This is a genomic window from Nocardia sp. NPDC058497 (assembly GCF_042720195.1).
Classification (GTDB): Bacteria; Actinomycetota; Actinomycetes; order Mycobacteriales; family Mycobacteriaceae; genus Nocardia.
The window spans coordinates 1-15,135 of record NZ_JBHXMY010000084.1; the positions used below are offsets into that span (position 1 = coordinate 1).

19 protein-coding genes are annotated in these 15,135 nt (G+C 66.6%); 11 read left to right on the forward strand and 8 right to left on the reverse strand.

Translation table 11 applies throughout. The features are described 5' to 3' along the window. The coding region (locus tag ACFWPJ_RS08850) for a hypothetical protein (RefSeq protein WP_378848978.1) at positions 1-352 on the forward strand (352 nt) is incomplete at its 5' end. Between the two features lie 140 nt (positions 353-492). On the opposite strand, the gene ACFWPJ_RS08855 is transcribed toward ACFWPJ_RS08850, so the two are convergent. Then, entirely contained in the window at positions 493-1,206 is a 714-nt protein-coding gene (locus ACFWPJ_RS08855; protein ID WP_378848979.1) for a cutinase family protein, read from the reverse strand. A 156-nt stretch (positions 1,207-1,362) separates the two neighbouring features. On the opposite strand from ACFWPJ_RS08855, the gene ACFWPJ_RS08860 reads away from it, so the two are divergent. Both ACFWPJ_RS08860 and ACFWPJ_RS08865 read left to right on the forward strand, forming a co-directional pair. Further along, positions 1,363-1,647 (forward strand): hypothetical protein, encoded by a 285-nt coding sequence (locus tag ACFWPJ_RS08860; RefSeq protein WP_378848981.1) that lies wholly within the window; start codon positions 1,363-1,365, stop codon positions 1,645-1,647. Positions 1,648-1,697: 50 nt separating this feature from the next. Further along, positions 1,698-1,943 (forward strand): hypothetical protein, encoded by a 246-nt coding sequence (locus ACFWPJ_RS08865; protein ID WP_378848983.1) that lies wholly within the window; start codon positions 1,698-1,700, stop codon positions 1,941-1,943. Between the two features lie 30 nt (positions 1,944-1,973). On the opposite strand, the gene ACFWPJ_RS08870 is transcribed toward ACFWPJ_RS08865, so the two are convergent. After that, positions 1,974-2,312, reverse strand: a complete 339-nt coding sequence (locus ACFWPJ_RS08870; RefSeq protein WP_378848984.1) for a hypothetical protein — start codon at positions 2,310-2,312, stop codon at positions 1,974-1,976. Positions 2,313-2,448: 136 nt separating this feature from the next. On the opposite strand from ACFWPJ_RS08870, the gene ACFWPJ_RS08875 reads away from it, so the two are divergent. Further along, complete coding sequence (locus tag ACFWPJ_RS08875; RefSeq protein ID WP_378848985.1) at positions 2,449-3,015, forward strand: type 1 glutamine amidotransferase domain-containing protein; 567 nt, start codon at positions 2,449-2,451, stop codon at positions 3,013-3,015. Here the strand turns inward: ACFWPJ_RS08875 and ACFWPJ_RS08880 are convergent. After that, on the reverse strand, positions 3,012-3,356 hold the full coding sequence (locus ACFWPJ_RS08880; RefSeq protein ID WP_378848986.1) for an LLM class flavin-dependent oxidoreductase: 345 nt from the start codon (positions 3,354-3,356) through the stop codon (positions 3,012-3,014). The genes ACFWPJ_RS08875 and ACFWPJ_RS08880 overlap by 4 nt on opposite strands. A gap of 66 nt (positions 3,357-3,422) precedes the next feature. Beyond that, on the reverse strand, positions 3,423-3,878 hold the full coding sequence (locus ACFWPJ_RS08885; RefSeq protein ID WP_378848988.1) for a MarR family winged helix-turn-helix transcriptional regulator: 456 nt from the start codon (positions 3,876-3,878) through the stop codon (positions 3,423-3,425). A 113-nt stretch (positions 3,879-3,991) separates the two neighbouring features. Between ACFWPJ_RS08885 and ACFWPJ_RS08890 the strand changes: the two genes are divergently transcribed. The 3 genes from ACFWPJ_RS08890 to ligA all read left to right on the forward strand — a co-directional run bounded on the left by ACFWPJ_RS08890 (position 3,992) and on the right by ligA (position 8,148). After that, on the forward strand, positions 3,992-5,119 hold the full coding sequence (locus ACFWPJ_RS08890; protein WP_378848990.1) for an NADH:flavin oxidoreductase: 1,128 nt from the start codon (positions 3,992-3,994) through the stop codon (positions 5,117-5,119). Positions 5,120-5,563: 444 nt separating this feature from the next. Continuing rightward, complete coding sequence (locus ACFWPJ_RS08895; protein WP_378848991.1) at positions 5,564-6,097, forward strand: VOC family protein; 534 nt, start codon at positions 5,564-5,566, stop codon at positions 6,095-6,097. A 59-nt stretch (positions 6,098-6,156) separates the two neighbouring features. Continuing rightward, on the forward strand, positions 6,157-8,148 hold the full coding sequence (gene ligA, locus ACFWPJ_RS08900) for an NAD-dependent DNA ligase LigA (RefSeq protein WP_378848993.1): 1,992 nt from the start codon (positions 6,157-6,159) through the stop codon (positions 8,146-8,148). Positions 8,149-8,531: 383 nt separating this feature from the next. Here the strand turns inward: ligA and ACFWPJ_RS08905 are convergent, their stop codons facing one another. After that, a complete protein-coding gene (locus ACFWPJ_RS08905; protein WP_378849008.1) occupies positions 8,532-10,088 on the reverse strand; it encodes an alpha/beta fold hydrolase in 1,557 nt (518 codons plus the stop codon). A 506-nt stretch (positions 10,089-10,594) separates the two neighbouring features. On the opposite strand from ACFWPJ_RS08905, the gene ACFWPJ_RS08910 reads away from it, so the two are divergent. Beyond that, positions 10,595-11,548, forward strand: coding sequence for an NAD(P)-dependent alcohol dehydrogenase (locus ACFWPJ_RS08910; RefSeq protein WP_378848995.1), 954 nt, complete (start codon positions 10,595-10,597; stop codon positions 11,546-11,548). Between the two features lie 178 nt (positions 11,549-11,726). On the opposite strand, the gene ACFWPJ_RS08915 is transcribed toward ACFWPJ_RS08910, so the two are convergent. Continuing rightward, positions 11,727-12,011: a hypothetical protein gene (locus tag ACFWPJ_RS08915; RefSeq protein ID WP_378848997.1), complete on the reverse strand. Its 285-nt coding sequence runs from the start codon at positions 12,009-12,011 to the stop codon at positions 11,727-11,729. A 176-nt stretch (positions 12,012-12,187) separates the two neighbouring features. Between ACFWPJ_RS08915 and ACFWPJ_RS08920 the strand changes: the two genes are divergently transcribed. The 3 genes from ACFWPJ_RS08920 (at position 12,188) to ACFWPJ_RS08930 (ending at position 13,655) form a co-directional block, all read left to right on the forward strand. Further along, complete coding sequence (locus ACFWPJ_RS08920; RefSeq protein ID WP_378848998.1) at positions 12,188-12,559, forward strand: hypothetical protein; 372 nt, start codon at positions 12,188-12,190, stop codon at positions 12,557-12,559. Positions 12,560-12,886: 327 nt separating this feature from the next. After that, complete coding sequence (locus ACFWPJ_RS08925) at positions 12,887-13,282, forward strand: VOC family protein (RefSeq protein WP_378849000.1); 396 nt, start codon at positions 12,887-12,889, stop codon at positions 13,280-13,282. Between the two features lie 91 nt (positions 13,283-13,373). Beyond that, a complete protein-coding gene (locus ACFWPJ_RS08930) occupies positions 13,374-13,655 on the forward strand; it encodes a hypothetical protein (protein WP_378849002.1) in 282 nt (93 codons plus the stop codon). Positions 13,656-13,753: 98 nt separating this feature from the next. On the opposite strand, the gene ACFWPJ_RS08935 is transcribed toward ACFWPJ_RS08930, so the two are convergent. Together ACFWPJ_RS08935 and ACFWPJ_RS08940 are read right to left on the reverse strand one after the other, a co-directional pair. Beyond that, positions 13,754-14,245: a DinB family protein gene (locus ACFWPJ_RS08935; RefSeq protein WP_378849004.1), complete on the reverse strand. Its 492-nt coding sequence runs from the start codon at positions 14,243-14,245 to the stop codon at positions 13,754-13,756. Between the two features lie 298 nt (positions 14,246-14,543). Next, positions 14,544-15,135: flavin reductase family protein (locus ACFWPJ_RS08940; RefSeq protein ID WP_378849006.1), on the reverse strand; the 592-nt coding region annotated here is incomplete at its 5' end.

Below are 15,135 nucleotides of genomic sequence, written 5' to 3' on the forward strand. Positions count from 1 at the left end.
GTCCGCGGGTGTCCTCGCATTGACCGGGTGCTCGAGTGACGCCGACGTGGTGTCCAAGAACCTGTCCAAAGAATCGGACCAGTTCAAGATCGACCGTCGCGTGGTGTTCTTCAACGGAATCACCGACAAGTACCTGCTGTCCATCGAGGGCAAGTGCTCGATCAAGGACGAGAACAACCAGCTCGAGGTGACGTGCAAGTCCGGTGACGACGAGTACAAGAAGCACTTCCTCGGCCTCTCGGACAACGTGAGCTACTTCGTGGAACAGCTCGAATCCGCTGAGGTGAGCCGCTATCACTACAAGGTGATCTTCAAGCCCGAGACCATCCTCCCCGACGTCGACCGCCCCTGAAAAGCCAGGACCGTCGACGGCCGTCAGAGGAACAGGCCGAGCACGACCCGACTGATGCCGACTCCTTGTCGATCACCAGCGACGAGCCCGGTCGCGAATGGTGCATCGGGCGCGCGGGTCCGGTCTCGGCGTTCCGTCGGTTATGAGCCGAGCTGTTCGGCGACGAACGCCGCGGCCTGGTCGCGGTTGCCGTTGACGAAGTACGCGAAATGGCCGTAGCTCAAGGCGTTTGCGAACCCGGCGGCCGGGTCGCCGCCCTGGCAGACGCGGTCGCCGGCATTGCAGTAGTCGCGCAGACGGTCGGCGAATTCGGCGAGCGCGCCTGCGCGGAGTGGACCGGTGCCGGACAGGGCGGGGTCGAAGCTGCCGCGGTTGTAGGGCTCGGTGCCGTTGAACAGCGGGCTGCCGAACAGGACGACGGCGTCGATCCGCGCGGCCGCCTGGTCCGTCAACGTGGTTCGCGCGCTGAGGGTGTTGCCGATGACGCGGGCGCCCTGCGAGTAGCCGAGCAGGACGAGCTGCTGGTCCGGGCAGGTCGCGGCGGTTTCGTTCAGCAGCGCGGTCAGGTTCTCGACGCCGCGGACGGCGCTGTCCGGGGCCATCGAGGCCGGGTATTCGAGTTCGGTCACCGTCGTGCGGCGGCCGGATTCGTCGCCGATCCGCCTGCCCAGCGGAGTGAGGAGCAGGCTGCCGACCTGCGGTTCGAGGGTTCCCCGGACGGTGACTACCCGGACCTCCGCGCAGCCGGTGGCCCCGGTTGCCGGCTCGGCGGCCGCAGTGGGGAGGGCGGTCAGGGCCAGCGCTGCTGCGGCTGTTGCGGCCGAAGACAACAGGATTCGAGATCTTCCACGCATCCGGCCACTGTATTGCGCCGACGGGCCGAATGGGGGACAGACCGGGTTTCCGCAGGTTCTCACAGAGCGGCCACGGCGCGACAGACAGTAAAACTTGGGTATTTCACATTGTTGGAGCTCGACTAGTGTCGGCGAACACATTCATAGGAGGTAGTCATGAATCCACGACTCACCAAAACTCTTGCCGCCATTGCTCTTTCGGTCGCCCTGGTCGGTGCAACCCTGGGGGCGGCGCAAGCCGCTCCAGTCGCGCCTGCCCCCGCCGCTCCGATCGCGGGTTCCGCGTCGGGTTCCGGCGACTCCGGTTCCTCGCTGGCACCGCTGATCACCTTCCCGCTCGGCGCGCTCTACATCCTGCTCTGCGATGCCGAACCGAACGGGCCGATCTGCGCCCTGATCTACGAGATCGGCAGCGGCAGCGCCGAATCCGATCCGGCCTGATCCCGAGAATGTCCACCAACCGAACCCGGAGGTACACCCTCATGAGCCGAATGCTCACCACATCCCTTGCCGCGGTCGTACTCTCCGCCGGCCTCGGCGGTCTGGGCTCGGCTCCAGCGCAGGCTGCCCCGGCCGACACACAGACCGGATCCGCGTCGGGATCCGCCGAGATGCTGCTGGCCTGGCCGCTCGGCTTCGTGCTTTTCGGCGCCTGCTTCGCCGATGGCGACAGCCCGACGCACAATCCGCTGTGCCAGGCGCTCCTGGACCTGACCGCCGGCAGCACCGGCCGCTGACAACGCACACCGCGACAGCACCGCGTCCCGTCATGAACTGGCGCCGATCGCCAGATAGGCCGTCATCAAGACGAACAGGAACCAGCCCGCGCCCTGCCAGGCCCGCCAGCTGCGTCCTGCGCGGAACTGCCGAAAAGTGTGCACGAATGCGCCGATACCGCCGGCCAGCAGGATGACGGCAGGACCGAACAGCACCGCGGTCTTGGCCGCGTCGTCACACAGTCGGGTGTCCGCCGCCGCGCACGGGTCGCGGTTCGCGGCCCACACGGTCGCGAGCACACAGACCACAGCGGCTACCGCGATCACCGACAGACCGTAGATCACGGCCTGCCGGAAAGTCTGCTCGTCCGTCCCACGATTGTCGGCCAACGCTGGTACCTCCCGTGCGGGCGTCTCTCCATCAGAGCACACGGACGCCACCTTCGGCGATCCTGTTTAGGACCCGGAATCCGCGGTACCGCCAGCAGAAGACGATCGCCTACGACCGACCCGGAAGGAACGCGCGATGACCGAACAGACGCTCACAGGAAAGCGGGTCGCCATCCTCGCGACCGACGGGGTCGAACAGGTCGAGCTGGTCCGGCCCCGTGCGGCGGTCGAGGCGGCGGGCGCGACAACCACACTGCTGTCGCTGAAATCCGGCAGCATCCAGGCCATGAACCACGACGTCGAGAAGGGCGATGTCTTCGCCGTCGATGGGCGCGTCGCCGACGTCGGCCCCGACGATTTCGACGCCCTGATCCTGCCCGGCGGCACCACCAATCCCGACAAGCTCCGCCAGGATCCGGCGGCGGTGCGCTTCGTCAAGGACTTCGCCGCCACCGGCAAACCGATCGGGGTGATCTGCCACGGACCGTGGACCCTCGTCGAAGCCGACGCGGTCCGCGGCCGCACGCTCACCTCCTACCCGAGCGTGCGGACCGACATCCGCAATGCCGGTGGCACCGTTGTCGACGAGGAGGTCGTCGTCGACAACGGCTTGGTCTCCAGCCGCAGACCCGGTGATCTTCCCGCGTTCTGCGCCAAGATCGTCGAGGAGTTCGCCGAGGGCAGGCATCTCGCCGCGACCTAGCCGAACGCGGGTTTCCACCCCAGCTCGGGAGCGATCAGCTCCACCGCGTCGTGCAGGATCTGCTCGTAGTCCGCGCGATGGAACTCGTAGGGCAGCTCCAGGCGCAATTCGCTGGTGCCCAACTCCACCCGGCTGGTGCGCTGGGCGGCAGCGGCCAGGAAGACCGCCGCCGAACCCACACCGTGCTCGAGATGCCGCTGCCGGACCCACGCGCCGTCGAACCCGAGGCGCTCGCCGAACTCGAACAGCCGCAACGTGTCCTCGAGACCGGTGTACGGATCGTCGTCGAGGTAGTTGCCCGGTGTCAGGAACGCCAGCGTGCTGATCTGCGGTGCGCTCATTTCCCTGGCGCTCGTGGGTGGTTCGTGCCCGGCGTGCCGGAGTCACCGAGTTCCTTCGGGCCCGTATCACGCCTGATCAGGCGGCTGTCGAGTTCTGCTCCGGGAGAGGAAAACCTGTTCCAGCAGGGCGTACAGGTGGTCGCGGTCCTGGTCGCTGAGGCGGTTCAGGCCGTCTTGGGTGGCGCGCATCTTCGTCCGGATCGCGTCGGTGACACGCTCGCCCTCGGGCGTGATGACGAGATGTGTGACGCGCCGGTCGGAGGGGCTGGCCTCGCGGCGCACGAGGTCACGCTTCTCCAGCCGGTTGATGATTCCGGTGACATTGGAGGCGTCGCAGGACAAGACCCTGGCCAGAGTGCGCATCGCGACGGGCCCGCGGCGGAGGACCGTCAGTGTCTTGCCCTGGCTCGCGGTGAGGTTCTCACTCGCCGCCGCGGCCGTGAAGTCCCCGTAGTAGGCGCCGAGCGACACCGAGAGCAGCTCCATGAGCTGGGCCGTGTCGACGCGGGGAGCTGCTGTCATGGGACCACTCTATCCGCAGAAACTTGACCATCTCAAATATCTACCTCTACGGTGTCGGTATTGCTTGAAGTTCTCAACCATCGACATTGTCAAGTAGCTTTGAGGAGCATCCTGTGATCGTCACCGCGTCCGACGCCTCCCGCACAGCCGAGGTCCTGTCACGGCCCGTCACGTTGAACGGCCTGACCGTCCCGAACCGCATCGTGATGGCGCCGATGACGCGCATGTTCTCCCCGGGCGGCGTTCCCGGTGACGACGTGCGGTCCTACTACGCCCGCCGCGCCGCCGCCGGCGTCGGCCTGATCGTCACCGAGGGGACCTACGTCGGCCACGATTCGGCCGGGCAGAGTGATCGGGTGCCGCGGTTCCACGGCGAGGAGCAGTTGGCGGGCTGGGCGAAGGTCGCCGAGGACGTGCACGCTGCGGGCGGCACGATCGTGCCGCAGCTGTGGCACATCGGCATGGTCCGCAACCAGGGTGAGCAGCCCTACCCCGACGCCCCGGCCATGGGTCCCTCCGGGATCGGCGCCGACGGCACCGAGGGAGTCGGCAAGACGATGACCCAGCGTGACCTCGACGATGTCGTCGGCGCCTTCGCCGAGGCCGCCGCAGCCGCCGAGCGCATCGGTTTCGACGGCGTCGAGCTGCACGGTGCCCACGGCTATCTGCTCGACCAGTTCCTGTGGGCACAGACGAACCGCCGTGACGATGTCTACGGCGGCGACCCGGTGGCCCGCACGAGGTTCACGGCCGAGATCGTGGCGGCGGTCCGGGCGGTTGTCTCGCCCGAATTCCCGGTGATCTTCCGCTACTCGCAGTGGAAGCAGCAGGACTACCGCGCGCGTCTGGCCGAGACTCCGCAGGAGCTCGAGGCGATCCTGGCCCCGCTCGCCGCGGCCGGTGTCGACGCCTTCCACGCCTCCACCCGCCGCTACTGGCTCCCGGAGTTCGACGGCTCGGATCTGAACCTGGCGGGCTGGACCAAGAAGCTCACCGGCAAGCCGACCATCACCGTCGGTTCGGTCGGCCTGGACGGCGACTTCCTCCGCGCGTTCACCGGCGAGGGCGCCGAACTCGGCAACCTCGACAACCTCCTCGACCGCCTCGAGCGCGACGAATTCGACTTGGTCGCCGTCGGCCGTGCCCTTCTTCAGGACCCGGAGTGGGCGGCCAAGGTCCTCGGTGGCCGGATCGACGAGCTGAAGCCGTACGATGCGGCGGCGTTGAAGACGCTGAGCTAGGCAAGTTCCGCTGTGCGGTAAGGATTCTCGCCGCCACAGCCGCCAGAGCAGCGACCACCAGGGCGCAGCTCCTCCCGCGACGCCGAAAATCGTTAGCGCACGACAAACCCTGCCGGATAGCCTGGTGGCACCACGGATGAGCTCTGGGGAGGGGCGAAACGATGTGGAACTGGGGAAAATCTGTCGCAGAACACGCCGCCGCTACCGCGTGGACGACCTGGCCGCCGGCCGACACACCGCTGACCGTCGTCGACTCTCCGACGTGGGGTCGGTCGGCCGATGATGCCGGACCGAGCGGGGGAGAGGGCGCGCGGGGTACCTCCGGTCCGGTGCTTGCCGCAGGTGGGTGTCCGTGTCCCGCTCCGCGGTCATCCGGTGTTGCCGAGGGGTGAATCCGTGCGACTGTGAAGGGTCGGGAACATTCGATCCAGGAGGTCATCGGAGATGCGGGGAATCAACCACATCGTGCTGTTCGTCGCGGATCTGCCGCGCAGTATCGCGTTCTACGAGGACGTGCTCGGATTCGAGCGGCTCGCCGAAGGGTTCCCCGGCGGTGCGTTCCTGCGCCACCCCGGCTCGGTCAACGACCACGACCTCGGGCTCTTCCAGGCCAGGACGGCTGCGGCCGGTCCGGCGGGATCGGTCGGGCTCTATCACGTGGCGTGGGAAGTGGACACTTTGTCCGAGCTCGGGGCTGTCCGGGACCGGCTGGCGGCGGCGCGGGCGCTGACCGGGGCGAGCGATCACGGGTCGACCAAGGCGCTCTACGCCCGCGACCCCGACGGCATCGAGTTCGAGGTGTGCTGGCTGGTGCCCGACGAACACGTCGAGGACGCACTGGCCCCTGGCACGTCGATGACCGCGCCCCTGGACCTCGACGCCCAGATCCAGCGGTACGGCGCAGACACCCCGGGCGGCCCGCGCACCGATCCCCAGGTGTGGGCGCGGGTCGCGGCGCGGCGGGCCGCGATGTCCTGACCCGGATTCCGCCCACTCAGCGGCGGAGTTGTCGGTGGGGATCGGTAGCGTCGCGTGCTGTGGAAACTGGGGAACGCATGCAAGAACTCGCCGACCGTATCGTGGCGCTGCGCGACGCCTACTATCAAGGCTCGCCGCTGGTCGCCGACGCCGAGTACGACGCGATCGAAGACGAGCTTCGTGCCCTGATCGCGGTGCACCCCGACCTCGCGCCCGATCCGAATCCGCTCGAGCAGGTCGGCGCCCCCGCGGTGCTGCACGCTCCGGTCCGGCACTCGCGTCCCATGCTGTCGCTCGAGAAAGCGACCAAACCCGAGCAGGTCGAGGCGCTCTTCAACCGCTTCCCTGGTCAGCCGGTGGTGGTGATGCCCAAGCTCGACGGCCTCTCGCTGGCGCTGGTCTTCGAAGACGGGCGCTTCGTGCGTGCTGTGACCAGGGGCGACGGCACCACCGGAGACGACGTGACGATGCTGGTCCGTGCCCTGGTCGACGGTGTTCCCGAACGGATCGATGTCCCTGGTCGGGTGGAGGTGCGTGGCGAGGCGGTGATGCTGCGTTCGACGTTCGCCGCCTACAACACGGCGCATCCGGATAAACCGCTGATCAATCCACGCAACGCCGCGGCAGGCACACTGCGGGCGAAGGACCCGGCGACGGTCGCCGAGCGCCGCCTGCGGTTCTTCGGCTTCGACCTCGACACGTCCGCTGGCGGCGCCGCGGTCGACCTCGCGGAAGGGTTGCGGGCGCTGGGCGTCGAGGGCGCCCAAATGCGCTTGTGCATCGATGCCGTCCAGGCTCAGGCGGCGATCACCGCGATCGAGCAGGGCCGCAACGAACTGGACTACGACCTCGACGGCGCGGTGTTGCGACTGGCCGACCGAAATGCCTACGCGGCGGCGGGAACCCGGTCGAACTCGCCACGTGGCGCGCTGGCGTTCAAGTTCGCCGCCGAGGAGAAGACCACGGTGCTGGCCGATGTGGTCTGGGATGTCGGCAAGACCGGCAAGATCGTCCCGGTCGCGTGGCTGGAGCCGGTTTTCGTCGGTGGCACGACGGTCACCAAAGCGACGCTGGCCAACCAGGAGGTCATCCGCGCCCGCGACATCAAGATCGGCGACACCGTGCTGGTGCGGCGCGCCGGCGATGTGATCCCGTTCGTGGCGGGTGTGCTCGACGCGGCGAAGCGGACGGGCCAGGAGCGTGAGATCGTGCCGCCGACCGTCTGTCCCTCATGCGGGCAGCCGGTGACCGAGCAGGGCAACAGCCGAGAGCTGTTCTGCACCAACGTTTCCTGCTCCGCCCAGACGGTACGGCGACTGATCCACTGGGCCTCGCGGGCTGCCGCCGACATCGACGCCATCGGGCAGGTGTGGATCGAACGCCTCGCCGAGGCGGGCATCCTGGAGCGTCCGTCGGATTTCTACACCCTCACCCAGGAACGCCTGCTCGAATTCGACCGCATCGGCGATGTCTCGGCCGCGCGGATGATCGAGTCGATCGATGCCAGTCGCCAGGTCGGCCTGCGCCGCGCGCTGATCGGCCTGGCCATCCCGATGGCCTCCGACGGCACCGCGGCTCGCCTGGCCCGAGCGGGATTCGGCTCCTTGGAAGAGATCGCCGACGCGGGCGAGGAACGACTCGTCGCGGTGGAGGACATCGGACCGAAGGTCGCCGCCTCGCTGGTCGCCCACCTCACTCGCCTGCGCCCGGAGCTGGAACGGTTGCGTGCGGCGGGCGTCGATCTGGACGTGCGCGCGGAGGACCTTGCCCCCGTCGTCGCGGCCGGTGCGCCCCTGGAAGGTAAGACGGTGGTGATCACCGGCGCCATCAGCGACCCGCGTTCGGGTGAGAAGGTCGCCCGCCCCACGTTTCAGCGCCTGTGTGAGCAGGCGGGCGCGACGGCGGCATCCTCGGTCTCGGCGAACACCGACCTGCTCATCACCGGTGCGGGGGTCGGTGACAGCAAGCTGACCAAGGCGGCGAAGCTCGGCGTCGAAGTCGTCGACCAGGGCGAGATCTGGAACCTGCTGATCGATGCCAAGGTCATCTAGCGGTGTACCAGCAGCTTGTGTGTGACGCGCAGCGATAGTTGGCCAGTCGCAGCGACAGTTGGCCACTGCAGGGTTTGCGCGATTCTTCGATTTCGAATCGGCTTGGGCAACACAAGGTTACGGTGTGCCGGTGCGGTCCGACCAGTCCCGAGTGAATGACCTGATCGCCGTGGCCGAATTGCCGGAATCGGTTCGGCAGCGGCTGGGATGCAGAACGGCACCTGCTGAGCCTGGCCCTGAGGCACCGCCGTATCTGCGGTGAGCCATGTCGCCACATCCTCGCGGAATTGGTCCCCGCACTCGCTTCGGCATTACGGTGCGTTCGGCCCGAAGAGCTTTCTCTGCAACCGAGCGGGACCTGCCGACCAATCACTGTCGGGCGCTCACGCACACGTCTTGTCCCGCGCTGAGTCCGGATCATTCAGGTAGCGAATAACTTCGGCGTCGATGCAGTCGTTCTCGTCACCGAAGACGACAGCGTGACCGTCGCCCTCACGAATGAGCAATGGGCTCGTCATGTACTTGGCCATCCGTTCGGAGTTCCCGAGCGGGGTTGTCGGGTCGTGGCGGGTTCCGACGAACAGAAGCCGTGCCGCGGAGTCCGCCCTTGCCGGAACCACAGGGAGGAGCTTGCCGGGAATGACTTTGCCTTCGAACGGCCATAGGTCGCAGTCTTCCAACGGAAACTCGGTGGGACGAGGTTCGTAGTTGTCATAGGTTGCCGCGTCGTATCTAGCTGCTGCGTCGTGCTGTCTGGCTGCGCGATCGGTCGTCGGGTTCGCGGTGTCGGTACAGGTAATGGCGGTGATCGCGTTGGTGCCTTCGCTGTCCTGGAAATCGGCGAAGCGGCGCACCGCAGTGCCGTCACCGTGCCGCAGCGCCTGCAGCGCAGCCAGATACGGCTTCCAGGCCGACGGCCACAACAACCCTGTATAGCTTGCGTCGAGAACGTCGGTGGCCGTCACCGGCGAGCCCCCGCGGACGCGTACGGGGCGCGCGTCGGCGTCGCGCAGCAACTGCTGGAAGGTGGCCTCGGCGGCTGCCGGATCCGTACCCAGCGGGCACTCGGCGCCGCCCCGCCGATATTCGCCGACACAGAACGCGGCTAGTCGGGTGAAGGTGGCCTGGTAGCCGCGTTCCTGCCCCAGGCGCATGTCGTTCGGCCGTTCTGCGATGTCGACGACGCCGTCCAGGATCGCGGCGCGGTAGTTGGCAGGAAAGCGCAGTGCGTACATCGCCGCGATCTGGGTGCCGTAGGAGTAGGCGAGCAAGTTGATCCGCTCCTCTCCCAGCACTGCGCGCAGGAGGTCGACATCGTTGGTCGCCTCGTCGGAACCTGTATGGCGCAGCACATCGAGTCCGGTGTCGGCCACGCAGGCATCGACCTCGGTGCGCTCGGCTGCCTCGACCGCCTCGGTGTCCTCTGCGGTGAGGTCGAGGTCGGGGTTCAATCCGCCGGCGCACTGAATCAGTGGCGTGGACCGGCCTACCCCTCGCGGGTCGTAGGCGACGATGTCGAAGTGGGCGAGCACTTCTGGCGGGTAGGCGGCCTCGATCAAATCCAATCCAGTTCCGCCGGGTCCGCCGCTGATCGCGAGCAGCGTTCCGGTCTTCTCTTCGGTGGTGGGCCGACGGGCCACCGCGAGAAGTACGGTCTGGGAGCCGGAGGACCCATGTTGCTGCACGTTTCGGTAGTCCAGTGGTGCCCTCACCTGCCCACATTTCACACCAGCCAAAGTTTCGGCGAACCACTCGCCGGTCTTCCCGTCCCCACAGGGGACCCAGTCAACGGATTGTGCGTAGTACGCGTCCAACGCAGCGCCTGTAGTACGGGACGCCGGCTGAACAGCAGCACAACCACTGACACACGACGCGATGGTCATGCTCACGGCGACCGCGCACACCGCCTTCCATGCCACCGAACCGACCGACCGGTACATTTCACCCACCGAGAGACGGTAGCAGCGCTCAACGCAATCGGGTCGCAGGAGACCCGAGTCCTAGTCGTCATCTGAAATCTCGCCGTCAACTACGAACCGATGGAAGGCGCGAGAGCTTTCGTCCTTGCAAAACACCGCCCTGACAACAGGTGGAAGGTTGCCTGACATGGCGCGACTCACCGAACCAGCAAGGTCCTGCGCTTCTGTTCTTCCTCGATATCCGGGACCACTTCTCGAGTATCCCGGACCATCAGAGGCGCGCGCTCATCGGCATTTCAGTGCGTTGGTGGATGTCGAGATAGGCTCGGCCCGTTGATCTTTGGGGTGTTTCGCGTGGTCTGTCGGGCCCGCGCGTCACGCGGTGATACAGGACGTTGCTGGTGTGCGGGAGAGGGTTCGGCGAGTCGCACGGAATGCCGACGCACAGTTCGCCGGTCGCGGGGCGGCCCGCCGACTAGAGTTTGTCGCGTGTCAGGCTGTCGCTGGATGCTCGGTGCTGGAATCGCATGAGGGCCGTCGTGTACGACCGCTACGGCGGCCCCGAGGTGCTGTCGGTCGTGGAGGTCCCAGAGCCTTCCCCAGGGCCGAAACAGGTGCTCGTCCAGGTGCACGCGACGTCGATCAACCTCTCCGACTGGGAGACACTGCGGGGGACGCCGCTGTATTCGCGCATCGGCGGGCTCCGGGCACCCAGACGCCCGGTTCTCGGATCCGATATCGCCGGACGGGTCGAAGTCGTCGGCTCCGAGGTCACGCTGTTCGCACCGGGTGACGAGGTCTACGGCGACAATCTCATGCTCAAGGGCGGGTTCGCGGAATATGCCGTGGTTCCTGAATCGGCGCTGGCCCACAAACCGGTGTCGCTGAGCTTCGCCGAGGCGTCGACGCTGCCACAGGCGGGGGCGATAGCACTGCAGGGCACAGCCGGCATCGCAGCCGGTATGTCGGTGTTGATCAACGGAGCGGGCGGCGGGTCCGGAGCGTTTGCGATCCAGTTGGCCAAGAGTGCCGGGGCGCATGTGACCGGGGTGGACAACGCCGCCAAACTGGCGTTCATGCGCACGCTCGGCGCCGACGAGGTCATCGACTATCGCGCTGAGGATTTCACCCGAACCGGACCGTACGACCGGGTACTCGACCTCGTTGCCCACCGGTCGGTCTTCGCCTATCGCAGGTCGGTCGCGCGTGGCGGCCGATACCGCTGCGTCGGCGGCACCACGCGCGCGTTGCTGCGGTTGACCACGGTCGGCGTGGTCGCCGGAATGGTGACCGGCCGCGGGCTCGGGGTCCTCGCGGTGAAGGAAGGGCCCGCGCACTTCACACCCCTCGCGAAGTCGTGTGTCGCGGGACGGATCGGTATCCACATCGACCGCAGTTTCCCCCTCGACGAAACCGCGAACGCGCTGGCCCACGTCGGTGCGGGACGCGCCCTGGGCAAAGTGGTGGTCGAGATCCGCTGATCGACACCACCGGATGTTCTGAGCCGCAACCGGTCTGGCCGGCCAGCTACCACGACGTGGCCGCTTGGCTCAGCGCGGTAGGCGGCATTGCAGGACGTTCGCCACTGTCCAAAGGTGCGTACCCCGAAGTTCCTGATCCGCGTTGAGAAACGATCATTTTTCGAACACGAAGCTGCCTTCACCCAGGCTCGCCGTCATCGCTATCGACGCAGACGACCCCCTTGCCTTTAATCTTGGCCGTTCCGTCGCTGATCGTCTTGCTTCTCGCCGCCACAAAATCAACCGCGAGATGGATCGCCGCCAAGCCGGCGAAGTAAGTGTGGTTCGCAATTGGGCCATAGAAGGATTCCCGCGCCCCCATGCCATCGAGGCAGTTCAAACACGCTTTGATGCGACGCTGGCTGGGGATGAACTCGTTCGTTGATCTCTGGCTGACCACGCCCGATCGCGCGCCACGCGGCATGAGCGGATTTCGATCGTCGAGAGGCTGTTGCGTTGAGGGGGCAGTGGGGGATTATGGACGAGTGCCGCGGCGAGCGCGGTGGTGTCTTCTGATTGTGTTCCGTGATCTACTTCCGCTACCCAGGAGGACCAAGATCCATGGTGACTATTCGGAACTACCGACGCCCTGCCCTTATCGTGACTGTTTTCGGAGTGATGGGGTTGGCCATTGCATCGACCGCTGCCCCTGCCCTGGCCGCCAACACTATCGACATCACTGGTGTCGGTCCGGCCAACGTGGGGGTCGACTACAGCTGCGATGCCGCGGCCGGAGTGGTCGCTATCAAGGCGATGGTGGGCGCTCCGGAGGCGGAGAGCCCGTCGGCCACAGGCACGGAGAACGTTGCCACCTGCGACGGAGGCCCACACACCGTCGTGATCACCTTGGTCGGAGTCGCCGGTGAGGCTGCGCCGTTGTCGAAGGGGCAGACAGTGCAAATCCGGGTCGCGCTGGTCGATCGCACCGACACTGTCGTTTCCGGGCAGGCCAAGGTGGTCAGCTTGGGGTAGTGCCGACTCCGGAATTGCGTTCGGCGGCATTCACCGACGGCCACGTGCACGAGCAGATACCCATGAAAGCCGTGGTCGCGCGGAAAGCGGGGCGCGGTCGGCCAGCTCTTGCTGCATCCGGCATTCGGCCGTGCTGAACTTCGCCACGAACGCCAACCTCCAGTTCCGCCCCCGCCAGTGGCCAACTATCGCTGCGCATCATGGCCAACTATCACTGCGAGCAGCGTTGCAACGTGCTCGAGCTATCGCCACATTGGCCAACTATCGCTGCGCGTCACACGAATTCGGCCACGATACGATGTCTGCATGCGGCCAAAAACTGTCGTGGTGTCTGTGCCTGTCGAAGATGTGGAACGGTCATTGCGCTTCTACCGGGACGGTTTGACCTTGTCCACTACCGGTATCGAAGACGGCATCGTCCTGTTCGAACTGCCGAACCTGTCGCTGTTCTTGGTCGAGCGCAGCGAGTACGCGAAGTACACCGAACGCGCGGGACTCGGGGTGAGCGCTCCCGTCTCCGGCGCCGCGATCATTTCGTGCGCGATCGGTAGCAAGGACGAACTCGACGACACGCTCAGCCGCGCGGCCGCCGCGGGTGGATCGGTGAACCGGCCCGCCGATATGTATGACGGTTCCTACACCGGGTACTTCACTGATCCCGATGGCCATGTCTGGGAGTTGGTATTCAATTCCCGGACCGAGTCGGCCGCCGCGCCGACTTGATCGCCACTGTCATCGCCGGGCGCGTCGTATGAGCGGTCCTGCGGAATTCCCGTCGGAATCGCATGGGATTCAGCGCTGGATACGCCGCTGTGTGGCGGTGGTGGTCGGTGCTCTCGGCGTTCTGGCTGGTTTGGTCTGGTTGCGTTGCGTGGTCACGGTTTTCGAATCGCGCTTGTCGGCCGATCCGTCCGTCGATCCCCACGGTTACGGCCTGATCTTCGGCACGGTATTCGCCCTTCCCTCCGCTGTCGTTACCGTGACCAAACTGCCGCGGGCTTTTCCACCCCACTACCGAGTGAACGCCATGAGGCTGACTGCCCTGCTGGTGCTACCTGTCACGGCGGCAGCGATCGTGGCGCTGTTCACGGCGTAGCTGCGCGTTGTGACACCAGCGTCCGACACGCGGTGGCATCCCTCCGATTGCGGCCGCCCGGTACTCGATCTTCGCGAACGCCAGATAGCAGGAGCCGTTTATCGCGGTGCGGGGTTGTCGATCTGTTCGCGGAGAATGTCGCCGTGTCCCGCGTGCCTGGCGAACTCCTGGATCATGGCCAGCAGTGTCCAGCGCATGCTCACCTTCCCCTCGCGGGGAATGTCCACGGTGTCGTCGAGGTCGAAGCGGGACGCGATCTCCCGTGATCGCCTGCTCGCGCGCTCGAACTCGGCGATGACGTCTGCGAGGGACTCGTCGTCGGTGACGGTGAAGGTGCCCTCGTCGCGGCGGGAGTATCCATCGCATTCGGATTCGTCCAGTCCCGCCCAGAATCGCTGAAACCAGATCCGTTCCGCGGCGGCGGCGTGCTTGAGCAAGGAGATCGGTGTCGTCAGCGACGCGACGAGCCGCCGGCGGGCATCGGCCTCGGACAGGCCGCGCGCGGTCTCGATGAGTGCTGCGCGGTTGCGGTCGAGCATGTTCTCGATGATCGCTCGCTCGGCGCCGTCGGTAATTCCGTGGGTACTCATGGGCTTTCACTCCGTTCTGTGCGGGGTTGAGGCCGTGCAGGGTGCATCGATCGCCGACACACGGCGGTGCGGCGATCGATCTCGGGAAGAGGGAGAAACGTCCGGTGTCAGAGAACGACCGGGAAGAAGGCATTCGATCTGCTCGTCGCGCGGATAGCGAAGGGATCGTGCCGAGAGGCGGTGACGCCGCAGCCCAAGCCTGTCAGAAGGCGCTGCCGGCTAGGGCCAGCATAGCGCAGTGTTGCGATCCGGGCATGCACGGACGGCAAGCCTGCGATGTCAGCTGGGGAGGAAGCCCTCACAGGTCCAGAACGAGAGTGTCTCCGTGGCAACGGGATACACACGCGAGTGTGTTTCCCTCGGCATGGTCGGAGTCGGTGAGAACGGTGTCGCGGTGGTCGGGTGAGCCGGCGACGACCCGGACGACGCAGGTGCGGCAGAAGCCCTGGCGGCAGGAGTAGGGCTGGTTCAGGCGGGCTCGCAGGATGGCGGCGAGCATGGTTTCGTCGGCGCCGACCTCGACGACCTCGCCGGTGGAGGCGAGTCGCACGGCGAAGGGTGCGCCGTCGACGACCGGGGCGGGTGAGAAACGCTCCGAATGGAATTCGACGCCGTCCATGTCCCTGATCGCGCTCAGGAGCGCGGCCGTCATGACGGTCGGTCCGCAGCAGTACACCGCGGTGTCACCGTCGACGCCGACGAGCAGATCCGCGGCGGTGGGGATGCCGTGGTCGGCGTCGGTGCGCACCGTGACGCGGTCACCGAACTCGGCGATCTCGTCGAGGAACGGGAGGGTGTCGAGGGTGCGGCCGCAGTAGACCATCGTCCACGGCACGCCGAGCCGGTCGGCGGCCCTGGCCATTGTCAGGATCGGGGTGATGCCGATGCCG